Source organism: Streptomyces macrosporus (assembly GCF_039533145.1).
Lineage (GTDB): Bacteria > Actinomycetota > Actinomycetes > Streptomycetales > Streptomycetaceae > Streptomyces > Streptomyces macrosporus.
The window spans coordinates 39427-55624 of record NZ_BAAASZ010000015.1; the positions used below are offsets into that span (position 1 = coordinate 39427).

Genomic DNA, 16198 nt, shown 5'->3' on the forward strand with positions numbered 1-16198 from the left:
CCGCCCGCCGCCGACCCCACCACCGCCACGCCACTCCCGCACCACGGCCCGCCCGTGTGCCACGGCACACACCGTCACGGCACACACCACCGCGCACCACGCCGTCCCCCATGCCGAGCAACGCCGCGCCACTCACCCCTCGGGAGGCAGCCATGACCACCGACCGCCACGACCGGCCCTCCTCCGGCAGCACGACCGGACACCCCACCGACCCGCCGCGCCCCGCCTCCCCGGCCCCCGACCCCGCCCACGGGCCCGCCGCACGGCCACCCCGCACCGGGATCTGGCTGATCGGGGCACGGGGGTCCGTCGCGACCACCGTGGTGGCCGGATGGGCGGCGATCACCGCCGGGCTGCACCCGCCCACCGGCATGGTCACCGAGACCGCCCCCTTCGAGGGGAGCGGCCTCCCGCCCCTGACGACCCTGGTCTTCGGCGGACACGACACCGCCGACTGCCCCCTGCCCAAGCGGGCGGAGACCCTGGCGGCGGGCGGGGTCCTGCCGCACGGACTGCCGGCCGCCGTGCACGCGGACCTGGCCGCCGCCGACGCCGCGATCCGCCCCGGCGGACCGCAGCCCGGCGACCGCCGCACCGACGAGGAGCTGATCGACGCCTTCGCCGCCGACCTCACCGCCTTCGTCGCCGACCACGGGCTCGCGCGCGCCGTCGTCGTCAACGTCGCCTCCACCGAACCCGCCCCCGACGGCGGCGACCGGCTGCCGCCGAGCTCCCTCTACGCGGCGGCGGCCCTCCGCGCCGGCTGCCCGTACGTCAACTTCACCCCCTCCACCGGGCTGCACCACCCGGCCCTGGCGGACGCCGCCGCCCGCTCCGGACTCCCGTACGCCGGACGCGACGGCAAGACCGGGCAGACGCTGCTGCGGTCGGTGCTCGCGCCGATGTTCCGCCGGCGCGCCCTGGAGGTACGGGCCTGGTCCGGCACCAACCTCCTGGGCGGCGGGGACGGCGCCGCCCTCGCCGACCCGGCCGCCGCGGCGGCCAAGAACGCGGGCAAGGCCCGGGTCCTCGCCGACACCCTCGGCGAACTCCCGGACGGCGACCTGCACATCGACAACGTGCCGGCCCTCGGCGACTGGAAGACCGCCTGGGACCACGTCGCCTTCGAGGGCTTCCTCGGCGCGCGGATGGTCCTCCAGACCATCTGGCAGGGCTGCGACTCCGCCCTCGCGGCCCCGCTCGTCCTCGACCTCGCCCGCCTGACCTCGGCCGCCCACGCCGCCGGACTCTCCGGCCCCCTCCCCGAGCTCGGCTTCTTCTTCAAGGACCCCGACCCGGGCGCCGCCTCCTCCCTGGAGGACCAGTGGCGGGCGCTGTCGGCCTTCGCCGACCGTCTCCGGGCGGGCGCGTGAGCCCCCGCCCCGGCCGCCTGCGGGCCTGGGCCGAACTGCTGCGGGTCTCGGCGCTGTTCACCGTGCCCGGCGACGCGCTCGCCGGCGCCGCGACCGCCGGGCGCGCACCCGGCCGCGGCACCGCGCTCGCCGTCGGCGCCTCCCTCTGCCTCTACGAGGCCGGCATGGCGCTCAACGACTGGGCCGACCGCGACACCGACGCCGTCGAACGGCCGCACCGCCCGCTGCCGTCGGGCCGCGTCGCCCCCGGCGCGGCCCTGGCGGCGGCGGGCGGGCTCACCGCCGCCGGGCTGGCGCTCGCCGCCGCGGCCGGACGTCCCGCCCTCGTCACGGCCGGCGCCCTCGCCGGCACGGTCTGGGCCTACGACCTCGCGCTGAAGAACACCCCCGCCGGACCCGTCGCCATGGCCGCCGCCCGCGCCCTGGACCTCGTCCTGGGCGCGACGGCCACGGCCCCGGCGGACGCGCGCGGCGCCGCACGGAGGGCGCTGCCGTCGGCCGCGCTGCTGGGCGCGCACACCCTGGCCGTCACCGCCGTCTCCCGGCGGGAGGCGCAGGGCGGCTCCGCCCTGCCTCCCCTGGCCGCGCTGGCCGCCACGGCCGCGATCTCCCGCGCCGTGGCGGGCCGGCCCGCCCGTCCCCAGGGGGTCGGCGCCTCCGCGACCGCCGGGCTCTGCGCCGCGTACGGCGCGACCGCCGCCCGGCCGTACGCCCACGCCGCCCTCAACCCGTCGCCGCAGCTCACCCAGCGGGCCGTCGGCGGCGGCATCCGCGCCCTGATCCCGCTCCAGGCGGCGCTCGCCGCCCGCGCCGGCGCGCCGGCGACCGCGCTGCCGCTGGTCGCGCTGCTGCCGATCGCCCGCCGCCTGTCCCGAAAGGTCAGCCCCACATGACCCCTGCGCACACGCCCCCGCGATGGGCCTACGGCACCAACGGACTCGCCGACCTGCGCCTCGACGACGCCCTCGACCTGCTCGCCGACCTCGGCTACGCCGGCGTCGGCCTGACCCTCGACCACATGCACCTCGACCCGCTCGCCCCCGCCCCCGAACTGGCCGCCCGGACCCGGCACGTCGCCCGCCGCCTGGAGCGCCTGGGGCTGGCCGTCGCCGTCGAGACGGGGGCGCGCTACGTCCTCGACCCCCGCCGCAAACACCACCCCACCCTCCTCGACCCGGACCCCGACGCCCGCGGCGCCCGCGTCGGACTGCTGCTGACCGCCGTACGGATCGCCGCCGACCTCGGCGCGACGGCCGTGCACTGCTTCAGCGGCCGCACCCCGCCCGACACCGACCCGGAGACGGCCTGGAAACGGCTGGCGGACGCCATCGCCCCCGTCCTGGAGGCCGCCGACTCCGCGGGCGTGCCGCTGGCGATCGAACCCGAACCGGGCCACCTCCTCGCGGACCTGGCCGGCTTCCACCGCCTGCGCACGGACCTCGGCGACCCCGACGGGCTCGGCCTGACGCTGGACATCGGCCACTGCCAGTGCCTGGAGCCGGACCCGCCCGCCGACTGCGTCCGCGCCGCCGCGCCCTGGCTGCGCCACGTCCAGATCGAGGACATGCGCCGCGGGGTCCACGAACACCTGCCCTTCGGGGAGGGCGAGATCGACTTCCCTCCGGTGCTGGCCGCGCTCCACGAGGTGGGCTACGACGGCCTGGTCGGCGTCGAACTGCCCCGTGACTCCCACGCCGGCCCCGACCTGGCCGCCGCGTCCCTCGCCTTCCTCCGCGAGGCGGACCGAACCGCCGGAGGCGCACCGTGCTGACCGACGCCGACGCCGCCCTCGCGGCCCTCCGGAAGGACCTCGTCGCACGGCTCGACCGGGCCGGCAGGGAATGGCTGGACCGAGCGCTGGAGGAGGCGGCACGAGCGGCGGAGACCACTCCGGAGCAGGCTCCGGATCAGGAACCGGGGCAGGCCCCGGGCACGCGCCTCGCCCCCTGGGAGCTGCGCTTCGCGTCCGCCGGCCGCCACTGCCGCCCCGCCCGTCCGGCCCCGTCGACCGGCGACGCCCAGGCCACCGCCGACGCCGCGCGCGTACTGCTGCTCCACGCGGCACGGACGGACGCCGCCGGCGCGGCACGGTTGTACGCGCACGGAACCGCCGCCGAGCGGCGCGCCGTCCTGCTCGCCCTGCCGTACCTCGACATCGGCGACGCCGGGGTGCCGCTCGTCGAGGACGCCCTGCGCACCAACGACACCCGGCTGGTGGCCGCGGCCGTCGGCCCGTACGCCGCCGCCCGCCTCGACGCCCACGCCTGGCGGCACGCCGTCCTGAAGTGCCTGTTCACCGGCGTACCGGTGTCCGCCGTCGCCGGGCTGGCCGAGCGCGCCCGCGGCGACGCCGAACTGGCGCGGATGCTCCGCGACCACGCGGCCGAGCGCACGGCCGCCGGCCGCCCCGTCCCCGACGACCTCCACCGCGTGCTGGACCTGGCCGCCTCCACCCCCCACCCCGAGGAGGGCTGATGCGCATCTTCGACCCGCACATCCACATGACCTCCCGCACCACCGACGACTACGAGGCCATGTACGCCGCCGGGGTCCGGGCCGTCGTCGAACCGTCCTTCTGGCTCGGCCAACCCCGCACCTCGCCCGAGAGCTTCTTCGACTACTTCGACTCCCTCCTGGGCTGGGAGCCCTTCCGCGCCGCCCAGTACGGCATCGCCCACCACTGCACCATCGCCCTGAACCCCAAGGAGGCCAACGACCCGCGCTGCGTCCCCGTCCTGGACGCCCTGCCCCGCTACCTCGTCAAGGACGGGGTCGTCGCCGTCGGCGAGATCGGCTACGACTCGATGACGCCGGCCGAGGACACCGCCCTGGCCGCCCAGCTCCAGCTCGCCGCCGACCACGACCTGCCCGCGCTCGTCCACACCCCCCACCGCGACAAGCTCGCCGGACTGCTCCGCACCCTCGACGTCGTCCGGGAGTCCGCGCTGCCCGTGGAGCGCGTCCTGCTCGACCACCTCAACGAGACGACGGTGCGGGCGGCCAAGGACGCGGGCTGCTGGCTGGGCTTCTCCGTCTACCCCGACACCAAGATGGACGAGGACCGCATGGTCGCGATCCTCAAGGAGTACGGACCGGAGAAGGTACTGGTCAACTCGGCCGCCGACTGGGGCAGGAGCGACCCGCTGAAGACCCGGAGGGTCGGCGACGCCATGCTCGCCGCCGGCTTCGACGAGGACGACGTCGACCGGGTGCTGTGGCGCAACCCGGTCGCCTTCTACGGCATCGGCGGCCGACTCGACCTCGACGTGGAGAAGCCCGGGGCCACCCACGAGGGCAACTCCATCCTGCGCGGGGGGAGCTGAGCGATGCGCTTCCGCCACCCCGACGGCTCCACCGTCCACCTCGCCTACTGCACCAACGTCCACCCCGCCGAGGACCTCGACGGAGTGCGCCGCCAACTCCGCGAGCACGCCGAACCCGTCCGCCGCCGCCTCGGCCGCGACCGCCTGGGCATCGGACTCTGGCTGGCCCGCGACGCCGCCCGCGCCCTCACCGCCGACCCGGCCGCCGTACGCGCGCTCCGGGCCGAACTCGACGACCGCGGCCTGGAGGTCGTCACCCTCAACGGCTTCCCCTACCGGGGCTTCGGCGACCAGGTCGTCAAACACCGCGTCTACCGGCCCGACTGGACGGAGCCCGAGCGGCTGGAACACACCACCGACCTCGCCCGTCTCCTCGCCGCGCTGCTGCCCGACGACGCGACCGAGGGCACGATCTCCACCCTCCCGCTGGCCTGGCGCAGCGGCTTCGACGCCCGGCGCGCGGACGCCGCCCACGGCGCGCTCACCACCCTCGCCGGGAGGCTCGACGCCCTGCGGGACCTCACCGGCCGCTCCATCCGCATCGGGCTCGAACCCGAACCCGGCTGCACCGTCGAGACCACCGCCGACGCCGTCCGCGCCCTCACCTCCCCGAGCGCCCCGCCGCGCGAGCGGATCGGCGTCTGCCTCGACACCTGCCACCTCGCCACCCAGTTCGAGGACCCCGACGAGGCCCTGGACGGACTGGCCTCCGCGGGCGTGTCCGTCGTCAAGGCCCAGCTCTCGGCCGCCCTCCACGCCGACGATCCCCACGAACCGGCCGTGCGGAAGGCGCTCGCCGCCTTCGCCGAACCCCGCTTCCTCCACCAGACCCGCGCCCGCACCCCCGACGGCACCGTGGTGGGCACCGACGACCTCGACCGGGCGCTCGCCGACGACGGCCCCCTGCCCACCACCGGCCCCTGGCGCTCCCACTTCCACGTCCCCCTGCACGCCACGCCCGAGCCCCCGCTCGCCTCCACCCTGCCGGTCCTGCGCGACACCCTCGTCCGCCTCGTCGGCGGACCCGAGCCGCTCACCCGCCACCTGGAGGTCGAGACCTACACCTGGCAGACCCTCCCGCCCGCCCTGCGGCCCCGCACCCGGGCACAGCTCGCCGACGGCATCGCCGCCGAACTCGCCCTCGCCCGCGACCTGCTGACCGAACTCGGCCTGAAGGAGCTGCCGTGACCGCCGCCGCGTCCCGCCGCCCCACCCCGCTCCTCGTCCTCGACGTCGTCGGCCTCACCCCCCGGCTGCTGGAGCACATGCCCGGCCTCCGCGCCCTGGCGGACGCCGGATCGCACGCGCCCCTGGGCACCGTCCTGCCCGCCGTCACCTGCTCCGCCCAGGCCACCTTCCTCACCGGCACCACCCCCGCCGGGCACGGCATCGTCGGCAACGGCTGGTACTTCCGCGACCTCGGCGAGGTCTTCCTGTGGCGGCAGCACAACGGCCTCGTCGGCGGCGACAAGCTGTGGGACGCCGCCCGCCGCGCCCACCCCGGCTACACGGTCGCCAACGTCTGCTGGTGGTACGCGATGGGCGCCGACACCGACTACACCGTCACCCCGCGCCCGGTCTACCGCGCCGACGGCCGCAAGGAGCCCGACTGCTACACCCGGCCCCCGGAACTGCACGACGAACTCACCGACTCCCTCGGCACCTTCCCCCTCTTCCACTACTGGGGACCCGGCGCCGACCTCGTCTCCTCGCAGTGGATCATCGACGCCACCCGTCACATCCTCCACACCCGCGCCCCCGACCTCGTCCTGGCCTACCTCCCCCACCTGGACTACGACTTCCAGCGCCACGGCCCCGACGACCCGCGCTCCCTCGCCGCCGCGGCCGACCTCGACCGGGCCCTGACCCCGCTGCTGGACGACGCCCGCGCCGAGGGCCGCACCGTCGTCGTCCTCTCCGAGTACGGCATCACCTCCGTCGACCGGCCGGTGGACGTCAACCGGGCGCTGCGCCGGGCCGGGCTCCTGGAGGTCCACACCCAGGACGGCATGGAGTACCTGGACCCGACGGCCTCCCGCGCCTTCGCCGTCGCCGACCACCAGATCGCCCACGTCTACGTACGGCGCCCCGAGGACCTCGACGCGGCGCGCGCCGCCCTCGCCGACCTGCCCGGCGTCGACGAACTCCTCGACGACGAGGGCAAGAAGGCCCACGGCCTGGACCACCCCCGCGCGGGCGACCTGGTGGCGGTGGCCGAGCCCGACGCCTGGTTCACCTACTACTACTGGCTCGACGACGACCGCGCCCCCGACTTCGCCCGGACGGTCGAGATCCACCGCAAGCCCGGCTACGACCCGGCCGAGCTGTTCATGGACCCCCTCGACCCGTACGTGAAGGTCCGCGCCGCCACGGCCCTGGCCCGCAAGAAGCTCGGCATGCGCTACCGCATGGCCGTCGTCCCCCTCGACCCGTCACCCGTGCGCGGCAGCCACGGCCGCCTGCCCGCCGACGAGGACGACGGGCCGGTGCTGCTCTGCTCCCGGCCCGGCGCCGTCGACGGCCCCGTCGCCGCGACCGAGGTGAAGGGCCTCCTGCTCGGCCTCGCCGGGCTCTCCTGACCGCCGCCCCCCGACCGCACCCGTCATCCGACCCACTCCAAGGAGCCGTGACGTGACCTCGCACGACGAACTCGCCCACATCCTCCGCCGCCGCGGATTCCTCGGCGTCGCCGCCGGAACGGCCGCGGCCGCCCTCCTCGGCACGGTCGGCGGGGGCACCGCGGCGGCCGCCCCCGCCGCGTCCCGCCGCCCCGGCGGCCCGCTCGTCCCCAAGGACAGACTCGGCATCCAGCTCTACAGCCTCCGCGACCAGGTCTCCACCATCGGCTTCGCCCGCGTCTTCGAGGAACTGCGGCGCCACGGCTACTCCGAGATCGAGTTCGCCGGCTACACCCAGGGCTCGGCCGGTCCCATCACCCTCCGGCAACTGCGCCGCCTGGTCCGCGACAACGGCCTGCGGGCCGTGGGCAGCCACGTCGGCTATTACTCCTCCGACCCGAACGCCTACACCTTCGCCACCAACCTGGAGAAGGTCCTCGACGACGCCCAGGAGCTGGGCCTGAAGCACATCGGCACGGCCAGCGGGCCGTTCCGCTACGGCTCCACGGTCGACGCCTGGAAGCGGGCCGCCGAGGACTTCAACACCTACGGCGCCGCCGCCCGCGCCCGCGGCATGAAGTTCTACCAGCACAACCACGCCGAGGAGTTCTCCTTCGCCACCGACCGCCCCGACGTGCGCCTCTACGACGTGCTGCTGGAGGAGACCGACCCCGACCTGGTCCACCTGGAGATGGACATCTACTGGGCGTACTGCGGGCAGTTCCGCTTCGGCGTCCGCCCCGACGGCGTTCCCGCGCCCTTCGACCCGATCGACTACGTCCTGAGGGCACCGCACCGCTACCCGCTGTTCCACGTGAAGGACGGCGACAAGGACCCGTCGACCCGTGACGGCTACCGCATGACGGACGTCGGCGACGGCGACATCGACTACGAGCGGTTCATCGGCGGCGTCGAGCGGCTCTCGCGCCGCCGCGACCACCACTGGATCGCCGAGCACGACAACCCCGGCGACTCGTTCCGCTTCGCCCGCCGCTCCGCCGCCCACCTGCGCTCGCTGCGCGAGGACGGCTGCTGACCGACGGCGGGACCGACGAGAAGGGGGTGCCCGCCACCGCACACCGGTGGCGGGCACCCCCGACCGGTCATCCGCCGTCGCCCGCCGTCACGCGGCGCCGGCCGTCTCCAGCGCGGCGAGCACCCGCTTGGCGGTGTCGACGGTGGACTGCGGGTTCTGCCCGGTGACCAGGTTGCCGTCCACGACCACCCGGCTCGTCCAGGCCGGACCCGCCTCGATCACCGCGCCGCGCTCGCGGAGCCTGCTCTCCAGGAGGTACGGGGCCGCGTCGCCGAGGCCGCCCTGCCGCTCCTCCGCGTCCGTGAACGCGGTCATCGACCGTCCGGCGAAGAGGAAACCGCCGTCCTCGCCGCGGGCGCTCAGCAGCGCCGCCGGGCCGTGGCACAGCGCCGCGACCACCTTCCCCCGCCGGTCGGCGTCGGCGAGCAGCCGGCCGAGGTCCGCGTCGTGCGCCAGATCCTCCATGGGGCCGTGGCCGCCGGGGACGTACACCGCGTCGTAGTCGGCGGCCGACAGCCCGGCGAGGGCCAGGGGCTCCGCCAGCCGGTCGGCGAGGGAGTCCAGGTACGCCCGGAACCTCTCGGCGTCGGCCGCCTCGACGCCACCGCGCTCGTCCAGACTGATCGGGTCGACGGTGGGCCTCACCCCGCCCGGGGTGGCGATGTCCACCTCGACGCCCGCGTCGCGGAACACCTGGTGCGACGCGGCGACCTCCTCGGCCCAGTAGCCGGTCGGGTGGACGGTGCCGTCGGCCAGCGTGAGACCGTCGGCGCCGGTGACGACCATCAAGATCCTTGCCATGGGACTTCCTTCTCCTGTTTCCGTGCCCTCGTGGGCCCATCGCCCTGTCCAACCCCGACGGTAATCACGATTCTTTCGCTACTCTCGGCTCTGTCATCAGTTTTCTTATGGCTGGTCGCGGCTGGAGGGTTGCGTGCGGGACCTCGATCTGCTCTGGACCTTTCTGGAGGTCCACCGGGAGGGATCGATCAGCGCCGCGGCGGCGCGTCGCGGGCTCTCCCAGCCCGCGGTCAGCGGCCGGCTCGCGCGGCTGGAGGAGCAGCTCGGCGAGGCGCTGTTCACGCGCTCGCGCCGCGGTGTCGTCCCCACCGAGCGGGCCGACGCCCTCGCCCGGCGCATCGGACCGCACATCGACGCGCTCCGCCAGGCCCTCGCGGCCGACGACGACCGGGCGGCCTACCGGGGCACGGTGCGTCTGGCCGGGGCCGCGGACCTGATGGCCGCCCGGGTACTGCCCGCGCTCGCCCCGCTGACGGACCGCGGACTGCGACTGAGGATCACCCTGGGCCTCGCGGAGGACCTCCTCTCGGAGCTGGTGGACGCGCGGGTGGACCTGGTGGTCTCGGCCGTGCGTCCGAGGCTGCGGAACGTCACGGCGACCCCGCTCGCCGACGAGGAGTTCGTGCTGGTGGGCTCGCCCGGCCACGCCCGCACGATCGACCCCGACCGGCTGGACCGGGACCCGGTGCGGGCGCTGGCGCACCTGCCGCTGGTCGCGTACGCCGAGGAGCTGCCCATCGTCCGCCGCTACTGGCGCAGCGAGTTCGGCCGCCGGCCGCCCAACACGGTCGCGGTCACCGTCCCCGACCTGCGGGCCGTACTGGCCGCGGTGGTGGCGGGCGTCGGGGTGTCGGTCCTCCCGCGCTACCTGGCGGAACCGGCGATCGCGGCGGGCTCGGTGGAGGTGCTCCACACGGCGGGCGTGCGTCCGCTGAACACCCTGTACCTGGCGGTCCGCACCGGCGGCCTCGCCGACCCCTCCGTGGCCCTGGTCCACCGGCACCTGCTCGCGCGGGCGCGCGAGTGGGACGTCCTGTAGCCGTCCTCCGCCGTCCTCCGCCGCCCTCGGCCGACGGGACGGACGCCGACGCCGCGCCGAGGCCGCCCCGGCGGCCCCACGGGGACCGCCGGGGCGGCTTGACCTCGACCTTGCTTCATGTCCGAGGCTGCCGGTGCGGTACCGACCGCGACCGGGCCGCATTCCGGAACCGAACACGCGGGGAAAGGGAATACGCGCAGGAAAAGGGTGAAAAGGGAGAAGGACGGGAGAGGACCGCCATGACCGACGAGGTGACCCAGTGGATCAGGAATCACGCCCATCGCCTCGCCTCGCTCGACCCCCAGGCCCCGCCGGCCGACCTCCGGCCGCTGGCCGACATGGCGCGCGACGCCCGGGTCGTGGCGATGGGGGACGCCTGCCGCCAGACCCACGAGCTGTCCGTCGTCTCGCACCGGATCGTTCGGCTGCTGGTCGAGGAGCTGGGATTCCGCACCCTCGCGCTGGAGGGGGACGACGCGTCGAGGGTCGGGCTCGACGAGTACGTCAGGACCGGAACGGGTGATCCGCGGGCACTGCTGGCGGAGGCCCGGTCGTTCTGGCGAACCGAGGAGATCCTCGACGTCCTCCGGTGGATGCGCTCCTACAACCGCCGTCATCCCGACGACCCGGTTCGCTTCGTCGGGGTCGCCCCCTCTCGGCGGTTCACCTCCGGGCACGACGGCCTGGCCGGCATCGAGCGGGGCCTGGCCGAGGAGACGCTCCGGTGGTACGAGCACACCGGGGACAGGATCGTCTACTGGGGCGGCCTGGCGCACACCGCCAACGGCGCCGCGCGGACCGTCTCCCCCTCGTCGCCCCCGCTGACGCACCGGAACGCGGGCAGCCGGCTGCGCGAGCGCTTCGGGTCCGGCTACGTGTCCATCGGCCTGACGTTCCACCACGGCACGGCTCCGTACCCCGTTCCCGCCCCGCCGCCGGAGTTCGCCGACGCGCTGCTGGGAAGCGCGGGCCCGGAGGCCTACCTTCTGGACCTGCGCGCCGACGTCCCGGACCGGGTGGGGGCCTGGCTCGGCACACCGACCAGGACGCGGCTGATCGGCCCCGACTACGACCCCCGTGACGATGCCGCCTACCACATGTCCGGCGGATCGCTCGCGGACTGGTTCGACGCCGTCGTCCACGTCCGGGAGGTCACCCCGGTCCGTCCGCTCCGGGACGAGGACGGGTGAGCCTCCGGTCGCCGCGGGCGGCGGGGTCGCCAGGAGCGCGGTGATCCCTCGCCGCCGTCCGCGGACGACCGGTCCGCGCGCACGGGGCCGGGCGGGTGGTTCCTTCCGGCCCGGGTGCGGCGAACGTGTGCCGTGCGGGCACGCCGGCGGCCACGGCGGGTACCCGGCGCGGCATGACGGAACAGAATCCGGACAAGGACGTCGAGGACTGGGTCACGGGAGAGGAACCGGCGACCGGTCCGCAACTGAGCTACCTGCAGACCCTTGCCCGGGAGGCGGGTGAGGAGATCCCCGAGAACCTCACGAAGGCCCAGGCGTCGCGGATGATCGACCGGCTGCGGAAGCGGTCGCCCAGGACGTCCGGGCCGGAGGACGGAGGCGCCCGGGGGACGGAGGGCGGCGGAGGGGCGGACGGGGGTGGCGCTCCCTGAGCGCGGTCCGCCTCCCGAGCGGGCGGTCAGGGGTGCTCGTGCCCCGGCGGGTGGTGCGGCTCGTGGCCGGGGACGGTGCCGTCGGGCTTGGCGACGAGGAACAGCCCGGCCATGCCCATGTCGGAGTGGCTCTGGACGTGGCAGTGGTACATCCACGCCCCGGCGCCCACGTTCTCCCCGGCCACCACCTGGAACCCGAACGAGTCGGCCGGGCCGGTGATCTTGTTGTCGATCACGCGGCTGGGGTCGTCCGGGCCCTCCAGCAGGCCCGTGCGGTTGTCCGCCCAGCGGTGACCGTGCATGTGGAACGTGTGGTAGTACTCGCCGTGCGTGATCATGACGATCTCGACCCGGTCGCCCACGGTCGCCTCGAAGTTCGGGGTCTCGCCGGCCCCCTTGTTGTTGATCGTCATGTCGTTGAAGACGATGGTGAACTGCTTGTCCGGCAGGACGTCGCCCTTCCGGCGGACCACCACCGGCCCGTACAGGCCCCTGCGGATGCCCCCGGTGCCGTGCTCGGTGCCGACGACGTGGTCGTGGTAGTGCCAGTACCCCGCGCTGCCCGGGCGCCAGGTGCCGTCCTTGCGCTTTCCGGGTTCGTGGGTGCGCCAGGTGTAGGTGCGCTTCCCGCCCGGCGGCACGGTGCTGCGGTTCATCCGGGTGCCGTCGTTGTCGATGTCGTAGTCCACGCCGTGGACGTGGAGGCTGACCTCCACGTCCATGGTGTTCTCGAACTCGATGTGCAGGGTGTCGCCCTCGACCAGCTCGATCATCGGGCCCGGGATCGTGGCCTTGCCCTTTTCGAGCCCGTAGCCCATCTGTCCGTCGGGCAGTCGCTCCGCGTACATCTTCAGGTGGCGGACCTCGCCGCCGGCCCGCGCCCGGCGGACGGTCTCCTTCGCGGCCGGCGCCGTCGCCTCCGCCGCGGCGGGAGCCCCGGCGGCCGGAACCGCGGAGCCCGCGGTCGTCGAGCCCACGGCCGCGGCGACCGCGCCGCCCGCGAGGAACCGTCGACTGAAGGTGCGTCGGGGGATGTTGCCGGCTGCCTCGGTCATGGCTCTCCCAACTCGCGTTCGGGTGAAGGGGGCTGACGGGTGCGTGGAGGGCGGGACAGCGTCACGGTAGACCGGTGATCTTCGTTCGTCCACATTCGAGACAAAGTTTGTTCGGTGTCGGTCATAGCTATTGGCGGATCGCGAAAAGAGGTCTAGCTTCAACGGCCGTTGCTCCGACCGGAGACGACCGGAGAAGGTGGGTGGACCATGCGGCACACACCGCATCGACTTCCCTCGGCGAGACGAGGGCCCAGCACACTGCACCCCGGAAGACGACGCGGCCTGTTCGCCGCCGTGGTGGCCGGCGCCGTCACCGCGACCCTGCTGAGCGGCACACCGGCCGCCGCCCGACTCGACCAGGACCCCTCGGCGCCGAAGCTCCAACTGAAGTCCCCGCCGGGCGGACAGAACGTACGGGTCCTGGTCTTCCACGCCTCCGCCGGCGAGGAACCGCCGACGGTCGACGCGGGGATCGAGGCCATCGAACGGATCGGCGGGACCGGCCCGAGCGCCCTGCGCTTCAAGGTCGACGCCACCGACGACGCCTCGGTGTTCACCTCGAAGAAGCTCGGAAAGTACAACGCGGTCGTCTTCCTCACCGGCGGCGGCGACGTGCTGGACCCCGAACAGGAAGCCGGGCTGGAGAGCTACATGGAGGCCGGGGGCGGATTCCTCGGCATCCACGGCGCGGCCCGCGCCGAACCGTACTCGTCGTGGTTCACCGGCCTGGTGGGAGCACGGCCGGCCACCGGCGAAGCCGAAGCGGCACGGCGCGCCGTCGTCGAGGTCGGCGACCGCGTGCACCCGGCGACCAAGGGCCTGCCACTGGAGTGGAAGCGCTCCGACCGGTGGATCGACTGGGAGACCAACCCCTCGGGCAAGGTCCACACGGTCGCGCGGGTGCGCGAGAACTCGTACAAGCCGACGGCGGACGCGGACGGCTGGGACCACCCCGTCTCCTGGTGCCGGGACTACGACGGCGGCCGGTCCTTCTACACCGCCATGGGCGGCACGGCGGCGAGCTTCCAGGAGACGGACTTCCGCGCGCACCTGCGCGGCGCCCTGATGTGGACCACGCGCCTGGCCCGCGCCGACTGCAAGGCGACCATCAACGCCCACTACAAGGCCGAACGGCTCACCCGCCCCAACCAACCCGGCCTGACGGACCAGATCGGCGAGCCCCACGGACTCGTCACGGCCAAGGACGGCCGGGTCTTCTACATCGGCCGCGGCGGCGGCGCCCCCGGAGCCCCGGTGAAGACCGACTGGAACGACCCCGAGATCGGCAAGGGCAAGGGCACCGTCCACGTCTGGGACCCCAGGACGGAGAAGGCCACCCTCGTCGGCACGCTGGACGTCTTCGGCAACAAGGGCGGCGGCGGGGAGCTGACCAAGAACGAGGAGGGCCTGGTCGGCATCGAACTCGACCCCGACTTCCTCGACAACGGCTGGATCTACCTCCACTGGACCCCGCACTCGGAGATCGACCGCGACACGCACATGGCCGAGCGCCGGGTCTCCCGCTTCACCCTCGACCCCGCGACCGGCCGACTCGACCTCTCCTCGGAGAAGGTCCTGCTCAAGTGGCCCGTGCAGATCCACAGTTGCTGCCACGCGGGCGGCGGCATGGCCTGGGACTCCAAGGGCAACCTCTACATCGCCACCGGCGACAACAACTCCTCCGGCTTCAGCGACGGCTACTCCGGCAACAACCCCGAGCCCGTCTTCAAGGGCCGCGCCTTCGCCGACGCCCGCCGCACCTCCGGCAACACCAACAACCTCAACGGGAAGATCCTGCGCATCCACCCCGAGGACGACGGGACGTACACCATCCCCGAGGGCAACCTCTTCACGGGCAAGGAGCAGGACGAGGGCGGCGGCAAGACCCGCGGCGAGATCTACGTCATGGGCGTCCGCAACCCCGCCCGCATCGCCGTCGACCAGGAGACCGACATCCTCTACGCCGGGTGGGTCGGCCCCGACGCCTCCACCCCCAGCCCCGTGTGGGGGCCCGCGAAGTACGACACCTTCGCGGCGATCACCAAGGCGGGCAACCACGGCTGGCCGTTCTGCATGGGCAACAAGCAGCCCTACCGGGACCGCAACCTGCCCGATCCGAGCAAACCGCTCGGCTGGTACGACTGCGACCACCCGAAGAACGAGTCCCCCCACAACGACGGCCTGGTGAACCTCCCCCCGGTCACCTCCAACACCATCTGGTACTCCCCGCAGGGCGGCGCCCCCGACTTCCCGCGGAACGCCGACGGCGTCCCCAGCTACAAGCTGGAGGAGCAGAAGCTGCTGCTCCCGTGGCTCAAGGGCGGCGGCCAGGCCACGATGAACGGGCCCGTCTACCGCCACGACGCGGAAAGCGACAGCACGCACAAGTGGCCGGAGTACTGGGACGGCAAGTGGTTCGTCGGCGACTTCTACGACGGCGACCAGCCGCGGCACGCGGTCCTCACCGACCCCAGGACGGTCGGCAAGGGCGGCCTGCCCGTGCACGCCGAGAGCCTCGACGGAATCGTCCCCGTGGGACAGGGCGGCATCCGCAACCTCATGGACTGGCGCTTCGGGCCCGACGGCGCGCTGTACGCCCTCGACTACGGGCGCGGCTTCTTCAACTACGACGACGCCTCGGCGCTGTGGCGCGTCACCTACCACGGCGGCGAGGCGACCCCGCTGCCGAAGGACCTCATCGGCACGGACGAGAACGCGGAGCAGGGGGTGAAGCGGTGAACCGGAGAATCTGGACGGCCCTGGTGACCGCGGTGTTGACGGTCCTGGGCCTGACCTCCCCGGTCGCCCACGGGCGACCGGCCCCGGAGCCCGGGGCCGCCGCGGAGCAGGTGCTCACCTGGACCGCCGGCGACGACATCACGAGGTACACCTCGGCACCCGCGACAGCGGTCGCCGGAAAGGCCACGATCGTCTTCGAGAACAGCGAGGCCACCGGCAACACCACCGCCATGCCGCACACGCTGACCTTCGACGTCTCCGACCCGGAGTACAACAACGACGTCCCGCTGAACATCCTGGCCAGCCCCCTGGACGCCAACGGCGGCAGGCACACCGCCGAGGTCACCCTCACCCCCGGCCGGTACCGCTACCACTGCACGATCCCCGGCCACGGCGAGATGGAGGGCATCCTCACCGTCACGGACGGCGGCTCCGGCGAGGACACCACCGCGCCGGAGACCTCCGCCACCGTGACGGGCGAGAAGAACGCGGACGGCGCGTACATCGGACACGCCACCGTCACCGTCACGGCGACCGACGCCGGGTCGGGTGTGGACAGGGTCGAGTACGCGGTGGGGGAGGGGGAGTTCCGG

15 protein-coding genes are annotated in these 16198 nt (G+C 74.2%); 13 read left to right on the forward strand and 2 right to left on the reverse strand.

Annotated features, from left to right (window positions below; translation table 11 throughout):
- Window positions 1–152: 152 nt before the first annotated feature.
- From ABD335_RS08330 to ABD335_RS08365, 8 genes are read left to right on the forward strand one after another with little or no spacing between them, the layout of a single operon-like run.
- Window positions 153–1373, forward strand: a complete 1221-nt coding sequence (locus ABD335_RS08330; RefSeq protein WP_344321475.1) for an inositol-3-phosphate synthase — start codon at window positions 153–155, stop codon at window positions 1371–1373.
- Window positions 1325–2266 carry an SCO3242 family prenyltransferase gene (locus ABD335_RS08335; protein ID WP_425583574.1) on the forward strand — a complete coding sequence of 314 codons (942 nt, stop codon included), beginning with the start codon at window positions 1325–1327 and terminating at the stop codon, window positions 2264–2266. The genes ABD335_RS08330 and ABD335_RS08335 overlap by 49 nt, the downstream gene beginning before the upstream one ends.
- Window positions 2263–3144 (forward strand): sugar phosphate isomerase/epimerase family protein, encoded by an 882-nt coding sequence (locus ABD335_RS08340; protein WP_344321477.1) that lies wholly within the window; start codon window positions 2263–2265, stop codon window positions 3142–3144. The genes ABD335_RS08335 and ABD335_RS08340 overlap by 4 nt, the downstream gene beginning before the upstream one ends.
- Window positions 3138–3848: an EboA domain-containing protein gene (locus ABD335_RS08345; protein ID WP_344321478.1), complete on the forward strand. Its 711-nt coding sequence runs from the start codon at window positions 3138–3140 to the stop codon at window positions 3846–3848. Before ABD335_RS08340 ends, ABD335_RS08345 begins: the two co-directional genes overlap by 7 nt.
- Window positions 3848–4696, forward strand: coding sequence for a TatD family hydrolase (locus ABD335_RS08350; RefSeq protein ID WP_344321479.1), 849 nt, complete (start codon window positions 3848–3850; stop codon window positions 4694–4696). The genes ABD335_RS08345 and ABD335_RS08350 overlap by 1 nt, the downstream gene beginning before the upstream one ends.
- A gap of 3 nt (window positions 4697–4699) precedes the next feature.
- Window positions 4700–5884 carry a metabolite traffic protein EboE gene (gene eboE, locus ABD335_RS08355; RefSeq protein ID WP_344321480.1) on the forward strand — a complete coding sequence of 395 codons (1185 nt, stop codon included), beginning with the start codon at window positions 4700–4702 and terminating at the stop codon, window positions 5882–5884.
- Window positions 5881–7275, forward strand: a complete 1395-nt coding sequence (locus tag ABD335_RS08360; protein WP_344321481.1) for an alkaline phosphatase family protein — start codon at window positions 5881–5883, stop codon at window positions 7273–7275. Before eboE ends, ABD335_RS08360 begins: the two co-directional genes overlap by 4 nt.
- 52 nt (window positions 7276–7327) lie before the next feature.
- Window positions 7328–8350, forward strand: coding sequence for a sugar phosphate isomerase/epimerase family protein (locus ABD335_RS08365; RefSeq protein WP_344321482.1), 1023 nt, complete (start codon window positions 7328–7330; stop codon window positions 8348–8350).
- Window positions 8351–8437: 87 nt separating this feature from the next.
- Here ABD335_RS08365 and ABD335_RS08370 read toward each other — a convergent pair whose 3' ends face one another.
- Window positions 8438–9151 carry a type 1 glutamine amidotransferase domain-containing protein gene (locus ABD335_RS08370; protein WP_344321483.1) on the reverse strand — a complete coding sequence of 238 codons (714 nt, stop codon included), beginning with the start codon at window positions 9149–9151 and terminating at the stop codon, window positions 8438–8440.
- A gap of 133 nt (window positions 9152–9284) precedes the next feature.
- Here ABD335_RS08370 and ABD335_RS08375 point away from each other — a divergent pair, with 133 nt between their 5' ends.
- The 3 genes from ABD335_RS08375 (at window position 9285) to ABD335_RS08385 (ending at window position 11811) form a co-directional block, all read left to right on the forward strand.
- Window positions 9285–10190: a LysR family transcriptional regulator gene (locus tag ABD335_RS08375; protein WP_344321484.1), complete on the forward strand. Its 906-nt coding sequence runs from the start codon at window positions 9285–9287 to the stop codon at window positions 10188–10190.
- Between the two features lie 239 nt (window positions 10191–10429).
- On the forward strand, window positions 10430–11380 hold the full coding sequence (locus ABD335_RS08380) for an erythromycin esterase family protein (RefSeq protein WP_344321485.1): 951 nt from the start codon (window positions 10430–10432) through the stop codon (window positions 11378–11380).
- A gap of 173 nt (window positions 11381–11553) precedes the next feature.
- Entirely contained in the window at window positions 11554–11811 is a 258-nt protein-coding gene (locus ABD335_RS08385; RefSeq protein ID WP_344321486.1) for a DUF3072 domain-containing protein, read from the forward strand.
- Between the two features lie 26 nt (window positions 11812–11837).
- On the opposite strand, the gene ABD335_RS08390 is transcribed toward ABD335_RS08385, so the two are convergent.
- Window positions 11838–12845 (reverse strand): multicopper oxidase domain-containing protein, encoded by a 1008-nt coding sequence (locus ABD335_RS08390; protein ID WP_344321490.1) that lies wholly within the window; start codon window positions 12843–12845, stop codon window positions 11838–11840.
- Window positions 12846–13073: 228 nt separating this feature from the next.
- Between ABD335_RS08390 and ABD335_RS08395 the strand changes: the two genes are divergently transcribed.
- Window positions 13074–15605: a ThuA domain-containing protein gene (locus ABD335_RS08395; RefSeq protein ID WP_425583575.1), complete on the forward strand. Its 2532-nt coding sequence runs from the start codon at window positions 13074–13076 to the stop codon at window positions 15603–15605.
- On the forward strand, window positions 15602–16198 hold a 597-nt coding region (locus ABD335_RS08400), incomplete at its 3' end, for a plastocyanin/azurin family copper-binding protein (protein ID WP_344321487.1). The genes ABD335_RS08395 and ABD335_RS08400, both read left to right, overlap by 4 nt.

What these genes read in the sequence shown, in the direction of transcription:
- ABD335_RS08340 (WP_344321477.1), top strand. Translation starts at nt 2,263, where the DNA reads ATGACCCCTGCGCACACGCCCCCGCGATGGGCCTACGGCACCAACGGA.
- eboE (WP_344321480.1), top strand. Translation starts at nt 4,700, where the DNA reads ATGCGCTTCCGCCACCCCGACGGCTCCACCGTCCACCTCGCCTACTGC.
- ABD335_RS08370 (WP_344321483.1), bottom strand. Translation starts at nt 9,151, where the DNA reads ATGGCAAGGATCTTGATGGTCGTCACCGGCGCCGACGGTCTCACGCTG.
- ABD335_RS08330 (WP_344321475.1), top strand. Translation starts at nt 153, where the DNA reads ATGACCACCGACCGCCACGACCGGCCCTCCTCCGGCAGCACGACCGGA.
- ABD335_RS08385 (WP_344321486.1), top strand. Translation starts at nt 11,554, where the DNA reads ATGACGGAACAGAATCCGGACAAGGACGTCGAGGACTGGGTCACGGGA.
- ABD335_RS08350 (WP_344321479.1), top strand. Translation starts at nt 3,848, where the DNA reads ATGCGCATCTTCGACCCGCACATCCACATGACCTCCCGCACCACCGAC.
- ABD335_RS08395 (WP_425583575.1), top strand. Translation starts at nt 13,074, where the DNA reads ATGCGGCACACACCGCATCGACTTCCCTCGGCGAGACGAGGGCCCAGC.
- ABD335_RS08380 (WP_344321485.1), top strand. Translation starts at nt 10,430, where the DNA reads ATGACCGACGAGGTGACCCAGTGGATCAGGAATCACGCCCATCGCCTC.